Source organism: Paenibacillus sp. (genome assembly GCF_048976745.1).
Taxonomy (GTDB): domain Bacteria; phylum Bacillota; class Bacilli; order Paenibacillales; family Paenibacillaceae; genus Paenibacillus.
In genome coordinates this window covers 29,843-48,748 of record NZ_JBHGUU010000011.1, presented here as the reverse complement: position 1 = coordinate 48,748, position 18,906 = coordinate 29,843, and the positions used below count along the sequence as shown (strand labels likewise).

The 18,906-nt window shown below is 49.5% G+C and carries 13 protein-coding genes; 11 read left to right on the top strand and 2 right to left on the bottom strand.

Annotation, left to right across the window (positions count from 1 at the left end; translation table 11 throughout):
- Positions 1 to 11: 11 nt before the first annotated feature.
- Positions 12 to 977 (top strand): arsenic resistance protein, encoded by a 966-nt coding sequence (locus tag ACE3K2_RS18050; RefSeq protein WP_421893107.1) that lies wholly within the window; start codon positions 12 to 14, stop codon positions 975 to 977.
- Between the two features lie 171 nt (positions 978 to 1,148).
- Here the strand turns inward: ACE3K2_RS18050 and ACE3K2_RS18045 are convergent, their stop codons facing one another.
- Both ACE3K2_RS18045 and ACE3K2_RS18040 read right to left on the bottom strand, forming a co-directional pair.
- Positions 1,149 to 2,777 (bottom strand): response regulator transcription factor, encoded by a 1,629-nt coding sequence (locus ACE3K2_RS18045; protein WP_421893104.1) that lies wholly within the window; start codon positions 2,775 to 2,777, stop codon positions 1,149 to 1,151.
- Between the two features lie 5 nt (positions 2,778 to 2,782).
- Entirely contained in the window at positions 2,783 to 4,612 is a 1,830-nt protein-coding gene (locus tag ACE3K2_RS18040) for a cache domain-containing sensor histidine kinase (protein WP_421893101.1), read from the bottom strand.
- A gap of 143 nt (positions 4,613 to 4,755) precedes the next feature.
- Here ACE3K2_RS18040 and ACE3K2_RS18035 point away from each other — a divergent pair, with 143 nt between their 5' ends.
- From ACE3K2_RS18035 to ACE3K2_RS17990, 10 genes are all read left to right on the top strand, one after another.
- Positions 4,756 to 5,637, top strand: coding sequence for a carbohydrate ABC transporter permease (locus tag ACE3K2_RS18035; protein WP_421893098.1), 882 nt, complete (start codon positions 4,756 to 4,758; stop codon positions 5,635 to 5,637).
- Entirely contained in the window at positions 5,637 to 6,473 is an 837-nt protein-coding gene (locus ACE3K2_RS18030; protein ID WP_421893095.1) for a carbohydrate ABC transporter permease, read from the top strand. Before ACE3K2_RS18035 ends, ACE3K2_RS18030 begins: the two co-directional genes overlap by 1 nt.
- A 394-nt stretch (positions 6,474 to 6,867) precedes the next feature.
- Positions 6,868 to 8,166, top strand: a complete 1,299-nt coding sequence (locus ACE3K2_RS18025; protein WP_421893092.1) for an ABC transporter substrate-binding protein — start codon at positions 6,868 to 6,870, stop codon at positions 8,164 to 8,166.
- 421 nt (positions 8,167 to 8,587) lie between these two features.
- Positions 8,588 to 9,154 (top strand): TetR/AcrR family transcriptional regulator, encoded by a 567-nt coding sequence (locus ACE3K2_RS18020; RefSeq protein WP_421893667.1) that lies wholly within the window; start codon positions 8,588 to 8,590, stop codon positions 9,152 to 9,154.
- A gap of 60 nt (positions 9,155 to 9,214) precedes the next feature.
- Complete coding sequence (locus tag ACE3K2_RS18015) at positions 9,215 to 11,206, top strand: alpha/beta fold hydrolase (RefSeq protein ID WP_421893089.1); 1,992 nt, start codon at positions 9,215 to 9,217, stop codon at positions 11,204 to 11,206.
- 94 nt (positions 11,207 to 11,300) lie between these two features.
- On the top strand, positions 11,301 to 12,248 hold the full coding sequence (locus ACE3K2_RS18010; RefSeq protein WP_421893087.1) for an aminopeptidase: 948 nt from the start codon (positions 11,301 to 11,303) through the stop codon (positions 12,246 to 12,248).
- A 585-nt stretch (positions 12,249 to 12,833) separates the two neighbouring features.
- Positions 12,834 to 13,253: a chemotaxis protein CheW gene (locus ACE3K2_RS18005; protein ID WP_249913036.1), complete on the top strand. Its 420-nt coding sequence runs from the start codon at positions 12,834 to 12,836 to the stop codon at positions 13,251 to 13,253.
- A gap of 205 nt (positions 13,254 to 13,458) precedes the next feature.
- Positions 13,459 to 16,662, top strand: a complete 3,204-nt coding sequence (locus tag ACE3K2_RS18000; RefSeq protein WP_421893084.1) for a DEAD/DEAH box helicase — start codon at positions 13,459 to 13,461, stop codon at positions 16,660 to 16,662.
- A 46-nt stretch (positions 16,663 to 16,708) separates the two neighbouring features.
- Complete coding sequence (locus tag ACE3K2_RS17995) at positions 16,709 to 17,515, top strand: hypothetical protein (protein ID WP_421893081.1); 807 nt, start codon at positions 16,709 to 16,711, stop codon at positions 17,513 to 17,515.
- 393 nt (positions 17,516 to 17,908) lie between these two features.
- Positions 17,909 to 18,880, top strand: a complete 972-nt coding sequence (locus ACE3K2_RS17990; RefSeq protein WP_421893078.1) for a D-alanyl-D-alanine carboxypeptidase family protein — start codon at positions 17,909 to 17,911, stop codon at positions 18,878 to 18,880.
- Positions 18,881 to 18,906 lie beyond the last annotated feature (26 nt).

Below are 18,906 nucleotides of genomic sequence, written 5' to 3'. Positions count from 1 at the left end.
GGAGGAGGAGAATGCTCAGAAGAGAAACGATGGAGAAACAGCAAACCTGGTTTTATGTAGCTGCACTGTTCTTAGGAGCAGTGATTGGGCTGAGTAATCCGTCATGGGGGAATGGTTTACACTACACTGTTTCTCCGGTACTTGCCGTTCTGTTATATAGCATGTTTGTACAGATTCCCTTTTTACAGTTAAAAGAGTCCTGGTCGAATCTTCGATTTATGGGCGCGTTACTGGTGGCTAATTTTATCGTTGTACCTGTAGTCGTATGGTTGCTTACACTGGTCTTTCCACAATCACCAGGGGTTCTGATCGGAGTTTATCTGGTACTGTTAACGCCCTGTATTGATTACGTCATTGTGTTCACACAGCTCGGCAGGGGAAATGAGAAACTGATGCTGGCCGCAACCCCCCTTTTATTTGCTATACAAATGATCCTGTTGCCGTTTTATTTATGGTTATTGATGGGTGCTAAGGTAGCGCAGGTCATGCAGGTAGGGCCGTTTGTGGAGGCGCTTCTGTTCCTGATCGTTATTCCACTGCTGCTCGCTGTTGTTACACAAGTTCTCTCCAGAGGTAAAGCGAGCGGTGAGCGAGTCATGAATGCGGCGGCTTGGCTCCCGGTTCCGATGATGGCACTTGCGCTACTCGTGGTTGTCGCTTCCCAGATTGGCAAAGTCTACAATGATATCGCGACCATCGTGAACGTGATCCCGATCTATGTTGCTTTTCTAATCCTTATGCCTTGGATATCTCGGCTCATTGCTACTTGGTTTGGATTGAATCCAGGCGCCGGGCGGGCGTTGATCTTCAGTTCAGCCACACGGAATTCACTGGTTGTTCTGCCGCTGGCGCTTGCACTCCCGCCAGAATGGGCAACCATAGCTGCGGCTGTTATTGTTACACAGACGTTGGTGGAGCTTGCTGGGGAGCTTATCTACATTCGACTTGTACCTGCGGTGATTTTGCGGGATAGGTGAGCGGACTAGGGTGTATCTATGTGATGATCTTCGGATCGTATCTATCTTAGAGAAGAAAGAGCGAAACCGTCGTCATGAAATAAGCGATTCTTTGTAAAAGTAAAATTTAAAAAGAGTACTCCCGTTGATCCATGCCGGGAGTACTCTTTTTAAATTCGGAACTGGTACTTGTTACGTACCAGCCTCCAATAATGTTTTACGATATTCCGCTGGCGTGATGCCCTCCATTTTTTTGAACACTTTGCTGAAATACTTTTCATCCTGGAATCCAACCATCTCCGAGATTTTGGCGACTCGCAGAGAGGGGTTTTGAAGTAATAGCTTCGCGTTGTTGATCCGCAGTTTACCCAGATATTCCGACCAGTTTAGGCCAAATTGCTGTTTGAATTTACGGGAAATATACTCCCGGCTCAGGTAGAAACGCGCGGCAATCTGCTGCAAGGACAGGTCCTCCTGATAATGGGCATCCATATAACGTGCAATCTCACTCATGGGATCGGGATTGGCGTGGTGATGAGTGGTGAGCGCCTTTCCTGCGGCAAGCAGTCGTTGTTCCAACAAGGAGCGAAGCAGGGGGGCGGATAACAGTCCTTCAGCGTCAAAAGGTAACTCGGCAAAGGGAATAGACTGCTCCTCCGTCACTTCTTCCTCTTGGGGTGACGAACCTGCCGTGTCATCAAGCCAGCGACTCAGCATCCATTCCAGCTCGTCAATCCATTGTTGGATCTGCTCAGCACTGACCACTTCAAGATCAGTAATCGGGTCAAGCCATTCAGCGACCGCAGCAGATACACTGGCAGCCCTGCAGCTCATGGCTGCCATTCGCAGAGGTTCTTCATGGGCGGTTAAACGCCTGATTTTATTCCCGTTTGATGATTCCACTGAAGCATGGATTCGCTGTTTGGTTTGCACAGCATTACGTCTCCACAGCCTTGAACTGGCTTCCATATATGCCGCTGAGATTCCGCCAGGGTAGGACTCACAGGTGGAGATGCCATAATGAAGCCGGCGCTGAATCGTCTGCTCCAATCCATGATTAACCTTGTCCAGAATAAGTTCCAATGAAGTGGAGGGACCCCAATGCAGCAGAACAATCTCGTCTGGCTGGTCTAACTGACGAAACATTACGCCTTCGTCTGGTGTAGATAACATTTCGGCACAGATATTAAGTACCGAGAACACAAGCAGGTCGGGTTGACTGCGATATTTTGCCAGACAACCTGCATCCAGATGGGAGAGGCTGGTGACAGCGACACTACAGACGGGGATATCACAGGGGAGATTCAACTCATCCTGCAATCGCTGCATGTGTGATGGGCTGCTGCCTCTGCCAACGGCAAGTTCGGTGAGCAGACGATCCTGGTAGTGAGGGCGCATCCGATTAACAACAATGGATTGCCTGGTCGATTGTATTCGAATGGCGTCCTCCTCTTCCCAAGCGGTAACGGCCTTTAATAGAGATGCATTCAGCTCATCTGCTTCCACAGGTTTCAGGAGATAGTCCATACCACCATGTCTGATGGCATGCCTCACAAGTTCAAAATCATCATATCCGCTGATAACCAGCACCTTGCTGTGTGGGGCATGAGTCGATATCCATTCAAGCAATGCCATACCGTCCTTGCCCGGCATACGCATGTCACTAAGAATGATTTGAGGCTGATGTGCCGTGATGGAGGCAATGGCTTCATCCCCATCTGCTGCTTCAAGTAATGTATCAATACCAAAGTCTTCCCAATGACCAAGCAATCTTATGGCATCGCGGACATGTTTTTCATCATCTACAAGCAGTGCCTTCATGTTGTTCACTCTCCCGCGTGTAGTTTAACCCTGATCTTCACACCATTGGGTTCCCGATTGCTGATCTCGAGTCTGGCTGAGTGACCGGGATGTGAGTTCAATTGAAGTCTGCGCATCACATTTCGTAGACCGATGGACTCGAACTCATCGGATTCTTGTGTGGCTAACCCGGTTGATGTGTGATTTGGAAGGAGCCATCCCCGAATCTCCAGTAATTTATCGTCAGGTATAGAGGGTCCGTTATTATTCAGTTCGATTTCAATCCAATGATCATTGATCCGACGGCTGGATAGGGAGATGTGACCTTTGCCTGGCTGAATATCTGCCCCATGTTTGAAATAATTCTCAATTAAAGGTTGTAACGTCATTCGTGGCATTTCAACAGACAGGGTATCTTCGGCAAAATCCAAATCTACCTCAAGACGGTCACCGAACCGCTCCTGCTGAAGTTCCAGATATAACCGGGCATGCTCTGCCTCTTCGCGTAAGGTCACGGAGGTCTGATCCCGCATGCTGTAGCGCAGCATTTTGGACAGGGAAGAGAGTAGGGTATACGCCCGTTGTCCTTGCTGTTGAAGGGCAAGTGTACCTATGGATTGCAGTGTATTATACAGAAAATGCGGATGAATCTGCGCTTGCAGCGCTTTGAGCTGATTCGTCTTATTGGCGATTTCGAGTCGATATTCCCGTAAAATCAGATTATTTACCGTATCCATCATATCTCGGAAATGACGAGCGAGCACCCCGAATTCATCTCGGCTGGATAGATGGATATCCACATGCAGACGCCCGGCTTGGATCTGGTTCATATACCGCATAAGTTGTTTGAGTGGACCGGTGATTCGGATGGAGATGAACAAGGTTGCAACAATGACCAATACAAGTGCTGCGATGGCAATCATCGCGTTATTCCACGTGAGTGTGGTGGCTCTCGCATATAAAGTCTCATTCGGAATCTGTTTGACGATGGTCCAGTCGGCGTACGTGCTGCCAAGTTGTTGGTATACATACATGGAACGATCCTGTTCAAAATGTCCTGCGACATTCTGGGCTGTACCAGCGCCAGAACGTGCGCTATTCAGTTCACTGGCTGTTTCCTCTCGCAGTGCATCCGTATGATTGACTTTGGAACGTCCCTGGTAAATGATCTGATTCTGACCATCCACAACATAGATCTGTTCCTTAGCCGGATCATACAGCCTGCCACAGATGGCTGCAATGGTATTCATATTCAGATCAATGGCGAGGACACCCAGACGCTCGGTGGACGGAATATCCTTGATCACCCGATGCAGGGTAATGACCGTTCTTGCAGGATCATCGGGGGAGGCAGCCTTGAATCCGTATGTGTGACTCATATGGGCCGATTCCACCCAGATATCAGGGCTCTCACCGCCTGTTTTTCCATGAAGCGAGCCGGAATAGGCCTGTTTGCGTTCCTCCCGTTTCGGAAAGGGATTGGTAATGAGGGTCGATTGATTGGCGGCAAAAGAGTGCAAATACAGCTGGAACACATCCGGCACAGCAGCGCGAATTGTCTGCAAAGTAGTATACACCTCGGCCACTGCACGATAATCCCCAGGAATCTTCGCCAGATTACGAAGGAAGTTCGGGTCGTTATACACAGCAAGCGACGCTCTGGCCACATTATCCACATAGTTATTGAGATTCGTGGACGCTTGGTAGATCAGGCGTTTATTTTCCTCAACAGCTTGTTCCCGCAGGGCCGTCTTGGTCTGGATAAACGTCATGCTGATCGACGCAAGCAGCGGAAGTGTGGTAGCGATGAGCATAAAGGCAATCAATTTGGTGCGTATACTGTAGTATTTGGACATCGGAACACCCCTTCTGGTTGCAGGTTAAGATAGGACAATATTTTACCCCCAACTGTTCACAAGGGTCGGTGTTTCCCTCGGCGATATTGGAGTTTAATAGAAAAAGAGACCAATTTCATCCATCTACAGAAGGGGAGAACGATATGAAGCATCGCAAATCTTCACAGCTGTTACAGCAGCTCGTGTTCGTGGGTCCCTCCATCGTGTTTTTTATTCTCATCATCGTGGTCCCTTTCCTGCTTGGCATGGTATATTCCTTCACGGATTGGAACGGGGTATCCGAGAACATTAATTGGGTAGGGATTGATAATTTCGTGCATGTTTTTGCGAATGATCCCAAGTTCCAAACGGCGTTTTGGTTTACGGTGCGCTTCACCGTGGTTGGTGTGGTACTGACCAATGTGATTGGCTTTTTCCTGGCGTATTTCCTGACCAAACCGCTTAAGACGAGAAACATTCTGCGTACGATCTTTTTCATGCCTAACGTGATCGGTGGGTTGTTGCTCGGCTTTATCTGGCAGTTCATATTTGTGAAAGGGTTTTCAGCAGTAGGCGATGTAACAGGATGGTCCTTCTTCAACCTTCCTTGGTTGGGAGATGAACCAACCGCCTTCTGGGGAATCGTGATTGTGTTTGTATGGCAGACCGCAGGATATCTGATGGTCATCTACATCTCATCTCTGACCAATGTATCCCCTGATCTGCTGGAAGCTGCCGAGATTGATGGTGCAAGCCGCTGGCAGGTACTGCGGAGCATCATTCTTCCGCTCATTATGCCGGGTGTAACGATCTGTCTGTTCCTGGCGATCTCCTGGTCGTTCAAAATGTTCGATCTCAATCTGTCACTGACCAAAGGTGGACCATTCGGATCAACAGAGTCGGTTGCACTCAATATTTACAATGAAGCCTTTGTGAATAACAGATATGGCATCGGAACCGCCAAGGCGCTTGTGTTCTTCGTAATCGTTGCCATCATCACCATGATTCAGGTGCGTCTGACGAAGAGCAAGGAGGTAGAAGCCTAATGGAGACGACGAAAAATTACCGCTTCAGTACCATTTTAACCGAGATTGTCATGGTGCTCATTGGACTTTTATTCCTGGTTCCGTTTTACTTCCTGTTTGTGAATTCCGTTAAAACCTTCGGTGACCTGCTCACCAATTCGGCTGCATGGCCGGAAGTATTCCAATGGGGCAATTATGCAAACGCCTGGGAGAAAATTAACTTCCCGTCCGCGCTGATGAACTCGCTTATCGTTACGGTAGTCAGCAACCTGTTGCTTGTGCTGATCAGTTCCATGGCCGCGTACCGAATGGTTCGCAGTAATACCCGGTTCAACCGTATTTTGTTCGGCATGTTCATTGCCGCCATGGTGATTCCGTTTCAGTCTATCATGATTCCACTCGTTACTGTAACCAGTAATCTGGGACTGATCGATAGCCTCGGTGGACTCATCATCTGTTATCTTGGTTTCGGGGCACCGATGTCTATCTTCCTATTCCATGGATTCGTGAAATCCGTCCCACTGGAAATTGAGGAAGCCGCTCGGGTGGATGGAAGCTCTGTTTACGGAGTGTTCTTCCGGATCGTATTTCCACTCATGAAACCGATGTATGTAACCGTCATCATTTTGAACACACTCTGGATCTGGAATGATTATCTGCTCCCATCCCTGATCCTGCAGAGTTCCAACCTGCGTACGATCCCGATTGCGACCTTTGCACTCTTTGGTCAATATACGAAGCAATGGGATCTGGCCTTGCCGGCACTTGTGCTTGGCATTATGCCAATCATTATCTTCTTCCTGCTGATGCAGAAGTATATCATTCAGGGGATTACGGCTGGATCAGTTAAAGGGTAAGTGCGAGGGCAGGGTCGCGGCAGGGATCAAGTTGCGTTTTCGGTCGCTGTTGCTCCTCGGTGGCCTGAATGAATTAGGGTAAGGAAGCCACCGAGTATCAAAGGCGAACGCTCCGCTCCTGCATCGCATCCTGATCCCTTTGCTCCCACCTCGCATGGAGGTGTGCAAAGGGGAGTCACGCCCGCATAGCTTGGGCATGACTCCTGGGGAAGAGAAAGCATCGATAAAGAGAAAAGAGCAATAAAGGGAAAAGACCAAGAAAAAAAGATTTAAAGATCGGATCGGTGAGGTAGAAGGGGAGTGTGCGAGGGAAGGGGCGCTGTCATCGGAGTGCCAGTGTAAATATTCATTAGTGGAACTGTTATACTGAAACTACTATAGGGAGAGTGTATGTATGAAAAGAATGACGAAGTTGACGTTGCTTATGCTGATTGCTTTTTCGGTAATGCTTGCGGGTTGTGGCAATGGGGACAAGAGTGGCAGTCCGGTCAATACGGATGCTCAAGGTGGTGGCGAGGCTGCTGCAGGAGATAAGACCATTAAAATCTTCCAATTTAAAGTCGAAATTGCGGAAGCGCTCAATCGTCTCAAAGCGGAGTATGAATCCTCCCATCCAGGCGTCAAACTGGACATTCAAACCGTAGGTGGTGGCAGTGACTACGGTGCTGCATTGAAAGCCAAGTTTGCCGCTGGCGAACAACCGGATATTTTCAACGTAGGTGGTTATCGTGAGCTGGATACATGGCTTGAATATCTGGAAGACCTGTCTGGAGAATCATGGGCCAAGGATGCGCTCGAAGTAGCCAAAGAGCCGATGACCAAAGACGGCAAGCTCTATGGACAGCCGCTGGCACTGGAGGGTTATGGTTTCATTTATAACAAAGACCTCTTCCAAAAAGCAGGTATTACCGAAATTCCAACGACATTGGAACAATTGGATCAAGCTGCACAGAAACTTCAAGCCGCAGGCATTACCCCATTCTCGAACGGATATCAGGAGTGGTGGGTGCTGGGCAATCATAACGTAAACGTGGCATTTGCTAATCAGGCAGATCCAGTGAAATTCATTCAGGGTTTGAACGAAAGCAAGGAGAAAATTCCTGGTAATCAGGTGTTTAACGACTGGATTAACTTGCTCGACTTAACGCTGAAATACAGCAACAAAAACCCGCTGACAACCGACTACAATACGCAAGTTACATTGTTTGCGAGTGGAGAAGCGGCGATGATGCAGCAAGGGAACTGGACTCAAGTGCAGATTGATGGAATCGATCCGAATCTGAATCTGGGTATCCTGCCGATGCCAATTAACAATGAACCGAATGACAAATTGTTTGTCGGTGTGCCGAACTATTGGGTTGTGAACAAAAACTCTCAAGTGAAAACGGAAGCCAAAGAGTTTTTGGAGTGGCTCGTAACTTCGGATATCGGGAAACAATACATGACCAAAGAATTCAAGTTCATCCCGGCGTTCAGTTCCATCACGGCATCTGAGGAGGATCTGGGTGACCTTGCCACAGAGATCATGAAGTATAGCCAGGAAAACAAAACACTCAGCTGGAACTTCAACCGTTTCCCGGAAGGTGTCCCACAGGAATTTGGCAGCACGATTCAAGCTTACGTTGCAGGCAAATCGGATAAAGCCGGATTGCTAGATGCGTTGCAACAGAACTGGGATAGTCTGAAAAAATAAACCTTAGCTTATCCACAAAAAAATAGTATCCACAGGTTAATATAAACGTTCTGAAGTGTTCAGATAAGTAAATTAGTCAGTCTAAACAGGTCAACCAGAAATGTCATTCTGGTGGGCCTGTTTTTGTTTTACCGAGGAGCCTATACTGCTCGCTGGAAAATGAGAGATGGTATTATCCCTGATGTGGATAACCCGAAGCGGTTTAACGATCCCATGATGTATTTAACACAGAGTTAATACTATATGTGGATATCCTGTTTGTATAATGATCTAAATGTGGACAAGTATGGATTGGTTTAAGCGAAAGTTGATCTTTGGTTAACAGAAATACTTGTTATCAACTTATTAGTACTGTATAGTTCTAAATATGAAAACTCAAAAAATGAACACGGGAGCTGCCAAATCCAAGAGTTCCAATCCAGTGAACCGGACCAAGGCAGTCGAAGTGGCGGCACAATTATTTCTGCGACAGGGGTACAGTTACGTCAGTATGGATGAGGTCGTGCGAGTGAGTGGGGTATCCAAGTCCAATATTTATTATCATTTTAAAAACAAGGAGGAACTGCTTCAGGCCGTGGTACAGTACTGGATTGCCCAGTATGAATCGGAGCTGTATCTGCTTCTCAGCCAGCGGGAGCGAGGAGTGGAGGAGCGTATCTATTCATTCATGGCATTGCTGTCGGCAGGCATTGAGGGCCGAAATTACGAAGGGAGTTGCCCTTTTGTCACGTTATATATGCAGACACCCGACAGTGCACCCCAAGTGAAGGAGAGCATATCACGATTCTTTTGTGAACTTAGACCAATGGTGGAGAAGTTGTTTCAGCAAGGTTTGGATCGTGGTGAATTCCGCAAGAAAATCGAACCGGGACCGGCTGCGTTGTTATTTATTGCAGCATTGGAAGGTTCACTGATCCTTGCGGGAACTGCGCGTGATGTAGGAATTATTGAACAATCGGCACGTACATTTTGTCAGATGCTTCGGTAAACGAAGCTCTTTTTTTGAATATGATTAGTACTATATAGTACTAGAAGGGGCGATAACGGAATGAACGTACATAAGATCCAAGTATCCAATGAAGAAAACACAGCATCCAATTCAACAAACCTAAATCAGGTGATGGGCAAGTCTGATATGGAGCCAACCGTCATTTTCATGACAGGCAGCACCGGTTTTATCGGCAAAGAAACGGTCAAACAGCTCACGCAGGGAGACGCTCAATTGCTCTTATTGGTTCGTTCGGAACAGCGTGCCAGAACGGTGCTGAAGGCTTATGGCGTGAAAAATTTCGACCAAATTACCTTTATTACAGGTGATTTGTCCATTTCAGGTCTTGGACTTACCGCGGCAGATCGGGAACGTGTTATTGAAGCAGATGTGATCATTCATGCCGGGGGAACGATGGACGTTACCTTGGAACGAAAGGTAGCCAAGCAGATATTCATGAACGGGGCCAGAGAAGTGGCTCAAATTGCACAAGAAATCCACCATACCCGAGGACTGAGACACTTTATCCACGTTGTTGGATATATGAGCCCTTATGGAGAGCGGAATGAACAGGGGAATTATCTACAGGTTGAGCATGTGGATAACAATGAAAGCGCGTATGAAGAGATGAAGTTTCATGCCGATCTGCTAATTCGCGAACATGCAGAACAGCATAACTATCCCTTATCCGTTGTGAATCCGAGTACCGTGGTTGGGCCGCGTCCCACCGGGGAAACGGAGCAAACGGGTGGGATTGGGCTGCTCATTCAGGCGATGCAAAAACGGCTTATGCCCGTAGTGCCGGGAGGGGCATCCTACTGGTTACCCCTTGTTGAGAATGATGTTGTTGCACAGACACTTGTTTTTCTATCCAGGGAAGCAGATCCAGCCGGAGGAACCTATCCGCTGTTGGCGCGGAAGGAAGACAGCCCGAATATAAAGGAACTGCTGCATCTTCTGGCACATGATTTGGATGTACCCAAACCCAAAGGGGCTGTGCCCCTGCCCTGGATTCAATGGGCTATGAAATCAGGAGGCACACGACTCACTGGTGTTCCCGCGGAGTCGATTGCTTTTATTACCGACAGGTCATTCCCGGTCGAAGAGACGGAGGCGCTGTTCACGCGTATGGGGCAATCCTGGCCGGACATCCGGGAACAGCTACCTCTAGTCACAGCCGATCTGGACTATCGTCTCCGGTATACGCCGTTACCAGAGGAGGTTCCGGCAGATTATATCCGGTCACGGAGCGGGAATATGGCTATGCTTGGTTGGGAGGGTGAAGGAGAGCCGTGGATTATCGTGCATGGTTTGCTTCAATCTGCGGATGAGATGTTACCTTTGGGACAACAACTTAGGGAACGGACAGGGAACCCGGTATGGTTAATGGATCTTGCAGGATTCGGACGGTCCCCTGTACATCAGGGAGATGAGGCATTCGAAGGTCAGGTGGATGCATTACTCAAGACGCTTGGTGAGTTTGAAGGCCCCGCGAAGCTGGTGGGTCATTCGATTGGGGCTGCTATTGCAGCTACGGCACTGATACGTAGTGGGCGGACAGACATTCGGTTAGTTTTGCTTCAGCCAGTTGCCAACAATTCGAATCCGAATGTGCTAAAATGGTTTTCCCGTTTGCCAAGAGGTGTGATGCGATCTTTGCTTCGTTTCCGATCGGAGACGAATTGGAATCAAATGTTCAGTGCATATAGTGGTGCGGGCGACAGCAGTTTTACGACCCATACGATTGCCAAAAGAATACGCTCCAGTCTCCAATCCCCTCGAATTGCGGGAGCGAATGCGGATTTGTTGCGGTGGATCCACTCTGGCAAGCAGGGAAGCGTCCGTTCATTTTCCTGGATGAAAGAGTGGGCTGATGACCACGCCAAGAATACTTTAGTCGTTTGGGGCAAGGAAGATCGGGAATATTACTATCCCCGGGATATGAACTCACAGGTCCAACGGATAGATGTACCCTATGGACATTACTTTCCAACGTTTCAATACAAGGAAACGGCTTCAATTCTCGCCAAATGGTCCGATACCTTGAAGTGAGTTCAGATTTGGACATGCAGGAATCCCGGGTCAATTGTCGAAAGGGTCAAGTCGAGTTGTGAAGAGCCGAAACCTAGACAGGAGAGATGAATGTATGAGCAAACAACGTGTGGAAATCAGTAAAAATGTGCTAACCGAATGTCTCGGACTGCGCAGCGGAGAGAATCTGGTGGTTGTCGCAGATGATATGAAACGGGATTTGGCCCAATCCATCTATGAGGCAGGAAAGGCACTCGGTGCAGAGTCGGTCCTGTTAATTATGGAGGAACGCAGCAGATCCGGAGAAGAGCCACCTGCGCCGATTGCAGAGGCCATGATTCGGGCAGATGTAGCCGTGTGTGTAACAAAGTTTTCATTAACTCATACCCAGGCACGCAAACAAGCCGCAGCATCAGGGACCCGAGTGGCAACGATGCCCGGCATGACAGAGGATATGTTTATGAATGGAGCCATTACTGCTGAATATTCGCAAGTAAAGGCATTAACGGAGAAGGTAACGGCTCTATTAACCGCAGGTCGCCATGTGCGAATAGAGAAGCAGGGCCATAGTCTTTCCTTTTCTATAGAGAATCGTGACGGCGTACCAAGCACAGGCATGTATTTGAACCCTGGTGAATCGGGCAACTTGCCGTCAGGAGAAGCTTATATTGCTCCCGTTGAGGGCAAGGGCGAGGGCAGTATTGTTGTAGATGGTTCGGTTGCTGGAATTGGGGCACTTCGTGAACCGATGGTATTAACTGTCAAGGAAGGACGGTTGGTGTCAGTCGAAGGACCAGATGGGGCTCAATTACTCGCAACGCTTGGTGAGGGCGATGGTCGCTTTCTCGGCGAATTCGGTATTGGTACCAATAACAAGGCACGAATCACGGGTGTAGTGCTGGAAGATGAGAAAGTGTATGGCACAATTCATGTAGCCTTTGGCAGCAATAACACATTCGGTGGAACGATTGCCGCGGGTGTTCATATCGATGCAGTTGTGCAAAAGCCTGACGTATATATCGACGACAGGCTGATCATGCGTCAGGGTGAATTGGTGGAATAACTGAATAACTGCGTATCTGCATTGAAGGGAAGCGGGCATGTCCACAACGTGTCCACAGTGATGGATAAGTCGAGTGGAAATTCAGATTTTACGTCAGATTTACAAACAAATACACAACATGTCCACATTAAAATAATGAATATCCACATGAAACGCCAAACATATCCACAGCATGTGTGCAATATGTGCACAACTTATCCACAAATCAGATATAACTCATGTTTTCATTCAATAAATCAGTGGTTTTGTAGTGATAAAACAAGTTATCCACAGGAATATCGTTGTTTTGTTCCAAGTATTTGAAAACATAGAAACAGATCCATAATATTTGGGGATAAAAAAGACCAAAGATCAGCTCTATGCCGATGTTTGGTCTTTTTTTGAATATAAAATCATCAATCGAATGTCAGGTTACTTACGCTCAATATTAAAACAAGGAAACGAATCTTGTTGAAGTTGGCAAAATTGATCTGAAGCCTAAACATTTGACCAAAAATAACCGATACACCAAAGTAACATCTAATGAGACGAAAGTAGTCTGATTATACGGAATGAGAGGGTATGGGGATAACTATGGATGAGGGAATGCAATATATTAATTTTTCGGTAGGAGACCAGATTTTTGCACTACGAATTGATGAAGTTCATGAGATCATCAGAATGGTGCAGGTGACTACGGTTCCGTTTGGAAGTCCGGAGATCAGAGGTTTTGCTTCATTGTACGGTAAGGTGGTTTCGGTGGTGAGTCTTCGTGTATTGTTGGGCATGCCGGACCAGGAGGATACCTCTTCTACACGTATTATTGTGGTGCCTTACAAAGGAGGATTTGTACCTCTGATCGTCGATATGGTTGATTCTGTCGTAAGTTACGATCGTTTCGAGGAACCTGCTGAGGAACACCGCCGTTTTATGCTTGGCGTTTTTGACAAAATCGGGTTCTGTGCAGATCACCGTGCAGGCATTTTGAACCTGGATGTATTGCTGGGCAGCTTGATCAGATCATAGTAATATAACGATCCGTAATTTTTTTAATATTCAGTACAATCCTTCGGTTGACCCAAATGTTCCTCATCCGCTTTTCGGGAGAAGGGACATTTTTTTGTCTTTCTAAACAACGAAATAACCACTTTTTGTGGGCAAAGGTTTTTAAATCCGGTCATTTTCGTATATGATGGAGAGTAACAATGCGAAGGGATGACGGGAGACTTTAATGATGCAATCGCTGTATGGAGTATGGCTTGGTGACGTATTTTTTTGTTTTTCCGGTGAAACATCGGAACCACGTGTGGATGCATGGAGCCACGTGGTAAGAAGGTTGAATTTTGGCGACGGGGGTCGTCTGTTTCAGCCTGCCGCTCTGCGTCTTGCGGAGCTGCGCTGGCCGAATCCGCTGAGGAACACGGCTGAAGCCAAGAACACGAAGCGGCGTCAACTGCTGGGACGCACATTGGAAGGATTGGCAGTCTTGCCTAAGGATGCTTTCAGGTTGCTGCTGCAATGGGATGACCGTTTGTTCAATGCAGCCGGAATTCAGGTTGGAGAAGAGATGCGTTACTGGATCAAAGCGGCGCAGTTCACACAGGAGCTGCTGTTGCGGGGAGCAATTGCTCCATCAGCTGAATTCGCAGCAAAGACCGGAGCACGGCGACGGACCGGGCAAGAGACATTGACGGGAGTATGGCGGCCACGTTTGGAACAGGAGGAGGACATTGAACGCTTCCGCGATCTTGCTGAAGCGATGCCTCCGATTGGACTTTCTGCGCCTGGAGCTTATGCTTCATTGGAACCGGAAACGCGTGAAGAAGCAGGAGCTGCGGTTTTATTTTCATTCATGAGTGGGATGATTCATGCTGTAGTGACAAGTGAGTTGGAGGGTATGGACAGTGAACTGTCCCGTTACCGTACGCCATATCGACGCGGATCTTCGCCAGTAGCCGAACTCTGGTGGAACAGTCTGATCTCGATGTTTCGTCCCGTAACGGTGCAAGGACCGACAGACGACATGACAGCGTTTATTCATACATTGCAAGAAGCCGGTGGAACGACAATGCCAATCGTGGGAGCGGAAGAAATGGCGCCTGCCGAAGGTCAATTGAAACTGGTGCTCCGCTTGGAGCCACCGCTGGGCGAGCATGAAACGATCTGGGGAATCAGCTTTTGGGTGGACAGTGAGCAGGAACCAAGCCTGAGGTTGCCTGCGCGGACCATCTGGGCACATCCGGAGCGAGATTTGGACCGAGGGAAAGTGTTATATACCTCGGCGGCAGAGCAGTTATTGATGGCGCTTGGGCAAGCAGCAGAACTGGCACCTGAATTGGAGACGGCGCTGCTCACCGCTCGTCCAGAGGGAATTAAGCTGGAGCAGCAGGGTTTCTTTGAATTTCTCACGCATGCGGTTCCACGTTTGCAGAAGGCTGGGATAACCGTTCTCATGCCTTCAAGGTGGAGTCGAGCCGGGAAACGTCGTGCGGGACTCCGTCTGCAGATGTTGAATCGGGGAACAGAACGGTTGCCTGGAGCTACATCGGCACTTGGTATGGAACAATTGGTTGCTTTCAAAGCAGAGCCCATGCTGGACGGTAAACCCGTAACGGCGGAGGAACTGGCAGCACTGGCTGAATCCACAGTTCCCTATGTCATGTTCCGCGGTGAATGGATTGAAGTGGATACAAAAGAGATTCGCCAAGTCCTGCGTTATATGAAAAAAGAAGAAGAACAATATATGCCTCTCTCCGAATGGCTGCATCTGGCAGCGGATGAAGGGGAGGATTCCGCATGGAAGGGCCTTTCCGTCTTCGGTGCCGAATCCGATGGGATGCTTGCTTTCCTGCTCGATGGACAGGTGCTTCGCAGCATTGAGCCTCGTCAGGTTCCGGCAGAATTGCATGGTGAACTAAGACCTTATCAGGAAAGAGGTTACCAATGGTTATCCGCGATGCGTGAGCTGGGCTTTGGCGTATGTCTTGCGGACGATATGGGACTTGGGAAGACCATTCAGGTAATTACCTGTCTGCTGGACCGCAAACACGAGGAACGCCAGGCGGCTGAAGAGGAAGCGCGTGAGAATGAGATGCTGGATGGATCAGATGATTCTTTCCCGGCGGATCAGCACACGAATGAGCAGCCTGTTCATCTGCCTGCACTTATTGTGTGTCCTACCTCGCTGCTTGGAAACTGGCAGCGTGAGCTGAAGCGGTTTGCCCCGGATCTGTCGCTGTACATTCATCATGGCGGACAACGGTTGCACGGCAATGATTTTCAGGCAGAAGCGCAGACGCATGACATTGTACTGACGACCTATCATCTGGCAGGCAGAGATGGTCCGGATCTGGCTTCATTGCACTGGTCCACCATTGTGCTGGATGAGGCACAATATATTAAGAACTACCGTACCAAGCAAGCGCAAAGCGTGATGCGCCTGTCTACACTTCATCGTATTGCGATGACGGGAACACCTGTAGAGAACCGATTGAGCGAACTCTGGTCGATTTTCCAGTTTCTCAATCCGGGGTATCTGGGCACAGCTTCATCGTTCCGCCAGCGGTATACGGGACTGGGGCCATCCGAAGAAAATGCAGCAGCCTTGCGTGAGCTTCATCGATTGGTATCTCCATTCATGCTGCGCAGGCTGAAAAGTGATCCCGATATTCGCAAGGATCTGCCAGAGAAGCTTGAACTGAAATCCTATTGTTCTCTGACGCCGGAGCAGACGGTGTTGTACCAGCGTGTGGTGGATGATCTGATGGGTGGTCTGGACGGCAGAAATGGCATTGCCCGGAAGGGGATTGTTCTGTCCTCCCTGACCAAGCTCAAGCAGATCTGTGATCATCCGGTGCTGGCGGACAGCAATCGGAAAGACCATGGCAAGGCTGAGGCATCCGGTAAGATGGAACGATTGCTTGAACTGCTTGACGCCATCCGTGATAACGGGGAATCGGCCCTGATTTTCACGCAGTATGTTGCTATGGGAGATCTGCTGGTGTCGAGGTTGAAACAGCGATATGAGGAAGAACCTTATTTCCTGCATGGAGGTGTGTCGAAGGCGCAAAGGGATGATATGGTGGAGACTTTCCAAAAAGGAGAGGGTCCGTCCATGTTTGTTCTATCTCTTCGTGCCGGAGGTGTAGGACTGAATCTGACACGGGCGAGTCATGTCATTCACTATGACCGGTGGTGGAATCCTGCGGTTGAGAATCAGGCGACGGACCGTGTATTCCGAATCGGACAGAATCGGAACGTGCAAGTGCATAAGTTGATCTGTCAGGGAACACTGGAGGAACGGATTGATGAGTTGATTGAGAGCAAGAAGGCACTCTCCGAGCAGGTTGTTGGTTCAGGCGAGAATTGGCTGACCGAGATGTCGGATGATGAGCTGCGTGGCTTGATTTCTCTTCAGGGTGAGACGTGGCTGTGACCTTGAACATTCAGGGGAATATAGATGTTGAGAAAGGGGGATTGTTGTGAGCGAAAAATGGAAGATCGAGCTGCATATGTCCCCCAGTGGATGGACAGCAGAAGTAAATACAGCAGCGGATGAAGCCCATGTTGCTTCCACTTCCGCTGCTGTGGGCAAGACCCGATCAGCCGCAGGCGTGTTCACGGTCACGGGAACGCCGGCGCGGCTGAGCGAAGCCGAGCGCGAGGCTGTGCTGACTCAGCTGCGCAAGCGCCCGCTGACGCTGTACGCCTTGCTGCGCGGCGGCCCGGCGCCTGAGGAGCTTGCCGGGCTGCTACCGGCTGCGCAAGCGCCCGATGGCTTGCCAGGCGCAGCAACGGCCAGCGTGGCCGTGGCGTGCACCTGCGGCCGCACTGGCTGCGCGCATGCCGCGGCCGCTGAGCGCGCCGTAGCTGCGCGCCTCGCGGCCGAGCCACTGCTGCAGCTGGCGCACGCCGGCCTGCCGCGCGAAGCGCTGCTCGCCGGCGTGCTGGGGGCATGGGCGGAGGAACTCGCCCATGATCCCAGCGGCCCTGGCCGCGCAGCGGAAACGGCTGGCCGCCCGCAAGTGCGGGGCGGCGAAGGCGGCGCGGCCGTCGGCGAGTGGATCGCCGAGGCAGCCGCGGACGGCGCCATGCACCAGCCAGGGCCGGGCTTTGGCGCCGTTGAAGTGCGCCTTACGCAGCCGGGCAAGCCGCCGGCCTTGCCGGAGCTGACGGCGTTGCTGCAAGGCTTGCCGGCCACCGCAGGGCTGGATTTGATCCGCGAGCGTGTAGCCGCGCGGATGTGGCAGGCTGTCCGGAAAAAGACGGACAGCCCGGCAACCAAATGATACAATCAGAGCGGGGGAGATCTCAGATCACCTCTGCTTGTTTGTATTGCAGCATTTTGAATTATTCAATTCAATTCATATCATTTCCGGGTACAAGACGCTCTTTGTCTTTATTGAAAATGCTCATAAGTTAGTAAAGTACATCTCGGTATAATCACTTTTTGGATAGGACATATGCCCTTTTTATTTCTGTTGTGTACAGCACGGGGGTGTTGCTCTAAAAGTCCAAAAAACGTTCATACAGGCTGTACAGCCCGGATATGTTCATTCGGATCTCTTCTAAAGGACGTCTTTACCGGTGGAGCTTCGCTCCCAATTAAGGTATACTGTCGCAGGGAACATTACACGCAGACAACTAGACAACATTTATATTATTGCGATAGGAGTTTTTACATGAAATCACATACAGGAAGACAGCGCCGCATCGTGGTTATGCTGTCCTCATTGATGATATGCGGAGCATTGCTTGCCGCGTGCCAGAACGGTTCAGGCACAGAGGAGAGCCAGAATCCGAGTGGAACAGGTAACACACAACAGGAGTCGGACGGCACAACGGTTCATTTTACGGAGGACAAGGGGACAGACGGTGACAATGCTGGCGGGGATGACACATCATCTTCGGGCAACAGCGGTGAAGGTACGGATAGCGAGTCTGGGAATGCTTCGGCTGGCGAACAGGGTTCTTCAGACAATGGTAACGGGGCGACAGCGGAAGATCCTCTGATGGAGAAACGCAGTATCAGCGCACTGCAAACAACGATTGATGCAGAATCCGTAGTGACCAATGCCCAATCCATGACCGTCATTGTGAACAAACAACGCAGTCTGCCTGAAGGGTATGAGCCGGACGATCTGGTTGAACCGAATGTACCTTTCTCCTTCGACGAACCTCACGAGAAGCGACATATGCGCAAGGAAGCGGCCGAGGCACTGGAGAAGTTGTTTGCAGGTGCCAAGGCGGACGGCATTGAGCTTCGTGCGGTGTCAGGCTATCGTTCATATCAGCGTCAGGTGTCCATCTACAACAATAATGTCAAAACCAAAGGTCAGGAATACACGGATCGTGTAAGCTCTGTTCCGGGCAGAAGCGAACATCAGACCGGTCTTGCTATTGATGTATCCAGTCCAAGTGTGGGCAATGTGCTGGAAGAGGTGTTTGGCACATCGAAGGAAGGCCAGTGGTTGGCTGAACACGCTGCAGAATATGGATACGTCATCCGTTATCTGCAAGGTGAAGAAGATATAACAGGTTACGTCTATGAGCCTTGGCATATCCGGTACATCGGTACCGATTTGGCACCGGATGTGGCGAAAAGTGGATTAACCCTGGAAGAATACTTCGATGAAGCTAATATCAAGTTGTAATGCGGATGATTTATCTTTAAATAAAA

Bases quoted from the DNA above. Each gene is read 5' to 3' on its own strand.
- ACE3K2_RS18035 (WP_421893098.1), top strand. From the start codon at position 4,756: ATGAAGCATCGCAAATCTTCACAGCTGTTACAGCAGCTCGTGTTCGTG.
- ACE3K2_RS18005 (WP_249913036.1), top strand. From the start codon at position 12,834: ATGCAATATATTAATTTTTCGGTAGGAGACCAGATTTTTGCACTACGA.
- ACE3K2_RS18010 (WP_421893087.1), top strand. From the start codon at position 11,301: ATGAGCAAACAACGTGTGGAAATCAGTAAAAATGTGCTAACCGAATGT.
- ACE3K2_RS18015 (WP_421893089.1), top strand. From the start codon at position 9,215: ATGAACGTACATAAGATCCAAGTATCCAATGAAGAAAACACAGCATCC.
- ACE3K2_RS18025 (WP_421893092.1), top strand. From the start codon at position 6,868: ATGAAAAGAATGACGAAGTTGACGTTGCTTATGCTGATTGCTTTTTCG.
- ACE3K2_RS17990 (WP_421893078.1), top strand. From the start codon at position 17,909: ATGAAATCACATACAGGAAGACAGCGCCGCATCGTGGTTATGCTGTCC.
- ACE3K2_RS18040 (WP_421893101.1), bottom strand. From the start codon at position 4,612: ATGTCCAAATACTACAGTATACGCACCAAATTGATTGCCTTTATGCTC.
- ACE3K2_RS18000 (WP_421893084.1), top strand. From the start codon at position 13,459: ATGATGCAATCGCTGTATGGAGTATGGCTTGGTGACGTATTTTTTTGT.
- ACE3K2_RS18045 (WP_421893104.1), bottom strand. From the start codon at position 2,777: ATGAAGGCACTGCTTGTAGATGATGAAAAACATGTCCGCGATGCCATA.
- ACE3K2_RS18050 (WP_421893107.1), top strand. From the start codon at position 12: ATGCTCAGAAGAGAAACGATGGAGAAACAGCAAACCTGGTTTTATGTA.
- ACE3K2_RS18030 (WP_421893095.1), top strand. From the start codon at position 5,637: ATGGAGACGACGAAAAATTACCGCTTCAGTACCATTTTAACCGAGATT.